Annotated in this window: 6 protein-coding genes; all 6 read right to left on the bottom strand. The window is 66.6% G+C overall.

All coding sequences use genetic code 11. The features are described 5' to 3' along the window. The coding region (locus ACXJKR_RS19780) for an ABC transporter permease (protein WP_457324267.1) at positions 1–590 on the bottom strand (590 nt) is incomplete at its 3' end. Beyond that, the gene (locus ACXJKR_RS19775) at positions 587–1,390 is read right to left on the bottom strand and encodes an ABC transporter ATP-binding protein (RefSeq protein WP_457324266.1); all 804 of its coding nucleotides are present in this window, start codon (positions 1,388–1,390) and stop codon (positions 587–589) included. The genes ACXJKR_RS19780 and ACXJKR_RS19775, both read right to left, overlap by 4 nt. An 88-nt stretch (positions 1,391–1,478) precedes the next feature. Next, a complete protein-coding gene (locus tag ACXJKR_RS19770) occupies positions 1,479–2,138 on the bottom strand; it encodes a hypothetical protein (protein ID WP_457324265.1) in 660 nt (219 codons plus the stop codon). Beyond that, positions 2,117–5,614, bottom strand: coding sequence for a pilus assembly protein (locus ACXJKR_RS19765; RefSeq protein ID WP_457324264.1), 3,498 nt, complete (start codon positions 5,612–5,614; stop codon positions 2,117–2,119). The genes ACXJKR_RS19770 and ACXJKR_RS19765 overlap by 22 nt, the downstream gene beginning before the upstream one ends. Positions 5,615–5,633: 19 nt before the next feature. Then, positions 5,634–6,227 (bottom strand): hypothetical protein, encoded by a 594-nt coding sequence (locus tag ACXJKR_RS19760; RefSeq protein ID WP_457324263.1) that lies wholly within the window; start codon positions 6,225–6,227, stop codon positions 5,634–5,636. Positions 6,228–6,309: 82 nt separating this feature from the next. Next, positions 6,310–7,038, bottom strand: a 729-nt coding sequence (locus ACXJKR_RS19755; protein WP_457324262.1) for a PilW family protein, incomplete at its 5' end; no start/stop codon positions are given.

Genomic DNA, 7,038 nt, shown 5'->3' with positions numbered 1-7,038 from the left:
TCCTTGAACACATCCACGCCGCCTTGCATTTGCGACCAGAAGGCACCGGGGTCGATGCCCAGCAGCGGCACGTCAACCAGCCAGCCGCCCATGATGCCAACCGCCGAGAAGACCGCGGCCAGCAAGGGCATCGCGATCAGCCCACCCCAGAAGCGCGGCGCCAGCACACGCTGCACCGGGTCCACGGCCATCATCTCCATCGCGGTGAGCTGCTCGCCGGCCTTCATCAGGCCGATCTCGGCGGTCAGCGACGTCCCGGCGCGGCCCGCGAACAGCAGCGCCGTGACCACCGGCCCGAGCTCGCGCACCAGGCTCAGCGCAGTCAGTAGGCCCACCGCTTCCCGGGAGCCGTAGCGCTGCAGCGCGTAGTCGCCCTGCAGGGCCAGCACGGAGCCAACGAACAGGCCCGACACGCCGATGATGAGCAGCGAGCGATTGCCCAGATAGAAGAGCTGCTCGCGCACGAGCACGAAACGCATCAGCGCCCGGGGCGAACAGGCGAGCAGCGCGCCGAACAGCCGCGCGGCGGCGCCCAAATCGGCGAGCAGCATGCGCACGCTCAAGCCCAGGTTGGCGGCCAGCGCCATCATGACGCCACCCCGAAATCCTCGGCCACCGGCACGGCAGGCTGGTGAAAGCGCACCGGCCCGTCAGGCTCGGCACCCACGAACTGCCGCACCAGCGGGTCATCGCTGTGGCGCAGCTCGTCCGGCGTGCCCTGGGCGACGATGCGGCCATTGGCCACCATCGCCACCTCGTCGGCGATCTCGAAGGTCTCGTGCAGGTCGTGCGAGACGATGATGCTGGTCAGGCCGAGGGCGTCGTTCAGATCGCGGATCAACCGGGCAGCCACGCCCAGCGAGATCGGGTCCAGGCCGGCGAAGGGCTCGTCGTACAGCACCAGGTCCGGGTCCAGCGCGATCGCACGGGCCAGGGCCACGCGCCGGGCCATGCCGCCGGAGACTTCGCTGGGCAGCAGGTCACGCGCACCGCGCAGGCCGACGGCATTGAGTTTCATCAGCACCAGGTCGCGGATCATGGCCTCGGGCAGGTCGGTGTGCTCGCGCAGCGGGAAGGCCACGTTCTCGAAGACGCTGAGGTCGGTGAACAGCGCGCCGAACTGGAACAGCATGCCCATGCGCCGGCGCACGGCGTACAAGCCGTCCAGGTCCAGCGGCGCCAGGTCCTGGCCGTCGAACAGCACCTGGCCGCTCATGGGCCTGAGCTGGCGGCCAAGCAGGCGCAGCACGGTGGTCTTGCCGCCACCCGAAGTGCCGATCAGCGCCAGCACCTTGCCGCGCTCCAGCTTCAGGTTGACGCCGTCCAGCACCACGCGGTCGCCGTAGCCGACGCTGACGTTGCGCAGTTCAATCAGAGGTGCGGTTGCCAAGAGATTCACGCAGGCAGGCTGCAAGCCGGGGGCGGGAGAAAGGGCGCCATGATAGGGGAAACACCAAGCCTTCCCGCACGCCCGGCCTTCAAGGCGGAGCGGCGACTTTCTCCGACTCGAAGTTCACCTCGATGCGCATCCAGGACTTGACCGCCTGGCCATTCAGCTGACCGGGGCTGAAATCGGTTGCCATGAAAGCCTGCCGCGCCGTCTCGAACAGCGGCTCGGGCAGCACGGCGTCGCCGTCGGGCTCGACGCGCTCGACCCGCCCCTGCTCGTCCAGGTAGAGCTTGAGGATGGCGTTGTAGGACCGCCGCACCGGCCAGTTGAGAGGCCATTGCAGCAGCACGGGCGTGCGCGCCACGGGCCCGACGCTGAGCAGCGCCCGCGGCACATAGACGGCCGGCTCAACGACAGACACCGCGGGTTGCGGCGAGGGCTCACGGGAAATCTCAGGCGGAAGGGGCGACGGCACCGTCGCCGGGCCAAAGATGGCGGCCGCAGGCGACGGTTGCTCGGCGGCCGCCGCAATCGGCGTGACGGCAGGCGCGGCCACGTACCGCACCTTCAGCGCCGCCGGCGCGTCGGTAGGCTTGGGCAGCAGCTGGTCCCGCTTCCAGTCGCTCAGCGCCTGCGCCCCGGAGGCGAGCAGCGCGAGGTGTGCCAGCGCCGCCCCGGCCAGGCACCACCACGGCGCCCGTACCGAGCCGCTGGCGCCTGCGCCTCTCAGTTCATCAGCTCGCGCCATGAGGTGCGCCGCAGGGTGCCTGGCGGCAGGTTGATCGGGTCAGCACCTGTGCGGGGGACGTTCTTGCCGTCGACCTGCTGCACCAGGGTCAGCAGCTTGCCGGTGGAGCTGACGATGGATGTGATACCTGCCACCAGCGTCGTGCTGGAATAGGTCAGCAGCGGCTTGCCGGAACCGACGTCCAGGTAGTAGAGCCAGGAAGTGCCGCCGGGCGAGCAGACGGTCGGCTGTGGGATGTTGGTGGCGACGATGAGCTGGTTGAGCTGCTGGTCGAAGTCGACGTTGACCCGCTCGCCGGCGCTGAGGCTGAGATCGACGTACCAGCCCTTTTGCGTGGCCCAGTTGATGGTCGCACCGCTCACCAGGCCGCTGCGGTCGGCTTTCAGCGTCTGCTGAACCATGTTGGCATTGCTGCGCAGGGCGCCCAGGCCAGACACCGCCAGGTCGTCCTTGAAGCTGTAGATGGACTGCAGCGAGGTGTCGCCGACGTCCGTCGTGCCCAGGTAGCGCCCCGTGGCAACCGACACGATCGGATATTTGTAGTTGCCATCGATGATCTCGCTCAGCACCGGCTTGGTCGTGACGGGCTGGTTGCTGCCCGTCTGGCCCAGCAGCATGCTTTCCTTGCCGGCCGTGCCGTAGTTGTCGTCGAAGTCGAAGCGCCAGACATTACCGAGCATGTCGGCACCGTAGACCCGCGATGCGACGCCGACCTTGTCGTCATCCACCCAGGCGTTGATCTTGCCCAGATTGCTGGGCGTGCCGGCGCTGCCCGCCGTGGTCGCAATCTTGCTGTTGGTTGCGCCCGTCACGGCGTCCACCACATACAGATAGCCCAGGCCCGTGTTGTTGTAGCCGGAGGTGAACATCACGACCCAGCCGCCGGCCTTGTTCTTGGTGATGATGGGGTTGCCGTAGCTGTAGCCCAGGTCGGCGTCGGTGGAAAATTCCCACAGGGCCTTGGGAGCGGTGGGGTCGGTGATGTCAAGGGCGTAGTAGCCCTTCCCCCCCTTGCCCAGGCCGCCCACCAGGATGGTGCGCCATTTCGTGCCGTCGTACACATCGCCCACCACCGGCGCGCCGTCGACGAAGAAGCGGTGCTTGGATTCATAGGCGGCATCGGCCAGCAGGTACATGTTGGACATGACCATGGACGGYACGTAGGCCCACAGCTCGGTACCGCTCGTGCTGTCTGCCACGTTGTCCTTGTCCACGACTTTGATGGCGTGCAGCATGCCGTCGTTGGCACCGACATAGAGCACACCAGGCCGCTTGGCTGCGGCGAACGCGCTATAGCCAGCGTCGCTCAGGTTCAAGGGAGACTGCTTCACGTAGACCGGCGCGCCGTTGACGATGTCGCCCAAGGGCCCGGTGCGGGTGCGGAACACCTTGTCGGCATCGGCGCTGGCGGACTGTTCGTAGGTGGTACTGCCGCTCAAATAGCTGATGAGATTGGCGGCCGTGGCCTTGGGCTTGGCGCCCGCATCCATCGTCGTGCACTGGCTCAGCTTCTCCGCCCCGGTGGTGCACAGGTTCTGGAAGTTGCTCGCCTTGCCGGCGGTGCTCAGGTTGGTCTCGGTGAAGTCGACGAGGCTGTTGCTGCCGTTGTTGAACAGGATGGTGCGCGAAGCCTGGGTCTTGATGCGATCGGCGGCCGACCAGATCGGCGCGCTGGGGTTCAGCACGGCGCCCGTACCGGTGTCGATCTTGAACGCATTGACGGTGCCGTCCCAGGTCTTGGTGGTGTAGAGGGGGATGAACAACCAGTCATCGCCGGCGGACGGTGTCAGTGAGCTGGTGGCCGCCGCGGCGGAGCTGCCGGTGGCAGCGTCGATGCGGGTCAGCGCATYCACGAGGCTGGCGGCCATCTCGGACGCGTTGTTGGCGCTGTAGTAGGTGCCGCGCCCGTTGACGGCGGCATGCCAGAGATCATCGACGGCCGTCAGCGTGTTGGACTTCGRCTCGGGCCAGACCTTGTTGCCCTGCTTGATGTCGAAGAAGTCGCCGCTCCTCTGGGTTTCGTAGTTCTTGTCGTAGGTCAACGTCCCGCTCAGGCCCAGGCCCATCGCGAACGTGGTCATGTGCTGGGCCGGGTTGTTGTCCTTGGTGTCGACCGGCACGATGTTCGCGCAGACGTCCTGGTTGGCGACCGAGCCCGTGCAGTTGCCCAGCGCCGAGGTGCGCAGGTCGTTGACGTAGTAGTACTGGGCCACGTCGGCCAGCGTGTCGGCGTAGCCGGCGCCGCCGTTGCCCTCATCGCGCATCGGCCGCGCCACCGACGCGCCCGCATCGGTGTTGCCGACACCCACGGTGCCGGCCAGATCCTTGTGCGTGATGCTGCCCTCGTTCCAGTAGCCGTCCGTCGAGAGGATGGTGTAGTTGCGCTGGCAGGCGTACTGCATCGGGTCGCTCTGCCCGCTCAGCTTGTTGGCGAAATAGCGCCCCGCCCGCGCCAATGCCGGCCGCAGCGGCGTGGCGCTGTTGCCCGACGTGCCGTACAGGCGGCTGAAGAAGTCGGTCTTCTGCGTACCGCTGTCGAAGTCACGGATGTTCAGGAAGCCCGTGCCGTCGGCACCGGTATTGGCGTACTCGCTGATCTTGGAGAAGCCAACGCGGAATCGAGTGGCGTCGATCTTGGCGAAGGCCATGCCGGCACCGGCCCGCATGGCCAGCATGCGGGTGCGGTAGTAGGAGAACCAGTTGGCATAGTTCTGCTTCTGCGCGGCGGTCGCGTTCTGGGAGCGCACGACGTCGAAATCGGGGCCTGCGCAGCTGCTGCCCGTGTTCCCGGTCTTGGGCGTCGCCCAGAGGAAGGGCCCATAGTCACCCTCGGTCTTGGTCGTGGTGACGGTTTTTTGGAGGGAGCAACTGTTGGCTACGTTGTTTTTGCAGGTCTTGCCAGGTGCGTTGATACGCGTATACGAGGTCACGACGGTGGTCGTCCTGATGGTGCCGCTGTCGTAGGTCGACGTGGAGGTGCTGCCAGGTACCGCACAGGCGGGATCGTTCTTGGCGCCGCACACCGCGGATGAGACCGACTGGGTGGGCGTGCCGACAGTCGCCCCGACGACGTTGGGCGTTTCCGGGTTGTCGTTGCTCAGGTCGACGGTGCTCGAGCCGCTCTTGTAGCCGTCGTTCCAGGCAGCCGTGAAAGTGGCGTCCGCCATCGACGTGCCATCGGATTTCAAGGGCGCCGGATAGTTGCGGTTGGGGTCGTAGAAGATCTTGTTGGCGCCGACCCAACCGAAGCACACGTCGCCGGTGGGCGCGTCGTCGGGCAGGTAGTTGTCGCTCATGGAGCCCGAGTCATCAAGCACGAACATCAGGTTGGAGCGCACCAGCGTGCCATTGGTCGTGCTGGCCAGCGGTCGGTCGGCCAGGTCGGCGGATCCTGCACTGGCCGTCAGTGCGGCCAGGAGCATGGACAGCCCCCCGACCATCCACCGCAGCCCAGGGAGAGAAGAGGTCGTATTCATGCTGGATCTCCTGCGCGGCTTACAGCTGGACGATGGTTTCGGTAAACGAGACGGTGCCGCGCGCACTGGTGGCGCGCACGACGATGCGGTAGAACTGGGAATTCGTGACGACGGTCTGCGCCTTGCCGTCCTTGTAGCTCTGCACACCCTTGTTGCCGCCGCCGGTGAGCGACGAGCCGGTCGGCACCGCGCAGTCGACTGCCGACGGTGCGCCTTCAGCCGCGCACAGCCGCGTGATGATGTAGCGCGCCGTGTTCGCGCCACCATTGAGGCTGATCTCGGCGGACGGGCTCACGCAGTTGTTGAAGCTGCCCGCCGCGTAGAGCGAGCAGTTGGCGGTGCCGCTGCCGGTCCAGTCCACCACCACCCGCGCGTTGCTGGTGGAACCCTGGCCGGTCATGTCCAGCGAGTCGCGGCTGCTGGCGTAGTAGCCGGCGGCGGCCCGGTCGTTGTGCAGGTTCGTGCCGGCATTGGCGTTCAGGTAGGCCACGGCCGACTCAGCGGCCTGGCTGGCCGCCGACGTTGCATCTTGCTTGAACCCGAGGTTGCCAATGACCAGCGAGCTGGTGTCCACCGACCGCACCAGCGCCACCGCGGCCAAAGAGATGACCACGAGGGCGATCAGTGCAAATATCAGCGAGACCCCGCGCTGCCGGCGGGTCGCCGTTGTCCTGGTTGCGTGGCAGTCCGTCATTTCATATTCCCCAGATCACGTTGCGCAGGGGTGCCGTCACCTCGAATACCGAGTAGCGGTAGTGCTTCCAGTCCGGCACGCCGCTGACCACCAGGTCCAGGCAATTGCTGCTGCCGCAAGTGGTAGCACCGGTGACGGTGGTTGCCTTGCCGACGTCCCACTTCGGCGCGGCCACGGTCACTTCGTCCTTCTGGTAGCTGCCGCTGCGCGCGACGATGGCAATCCTTACTGCCTGCACTTGCCGCCAACCTGCGTTGGTGGTGGGCGTCACGTTGTCGTAGGTATCCACGACGCGGTCGGCATTGGTGTCCTTGCCATACAGGGCGCGCAGGTAAACGATCTGCGGGAACAGCTCCTGCGACTGCATCCCGCCCGAGGCCAGGTCCAGGGTCTGCTGTTGCAGGTTGTAGTTGGCATCCACCGCGAAGGTGCGCAGCACCAGCTGACCCGCGTTGATCAGCCGATCGCCCGCAAGATAGCCCGCAGCCGGCGCCACCTGCGCGCCGCTGTTCCAGGGCGACGCGCCATGCACGACCTGGTTGCTGTTGGCGATCTGCGTCACCTGGTAGGCGCCGCACCAGTTGGTGGCGGAGTAGCCGGCGGGCACGGCGATCACGATGTCGCTCACCGAGATCCCCACCGCCGACCGAAGGGTGAATCGATTCGCGGTGATCGGGTGGTTGACGCTCACGATCGCCGGCACGGCATAGGCCCGGCTGGACGACATGAC

Source organism: Roseateles sp. P5_E11 (assembly GCF_054049355.1).
Note: the sequence above shows the minus strand (reverse complement) of the source record. Positions and strands in the feature narration are given on the sequence as shown.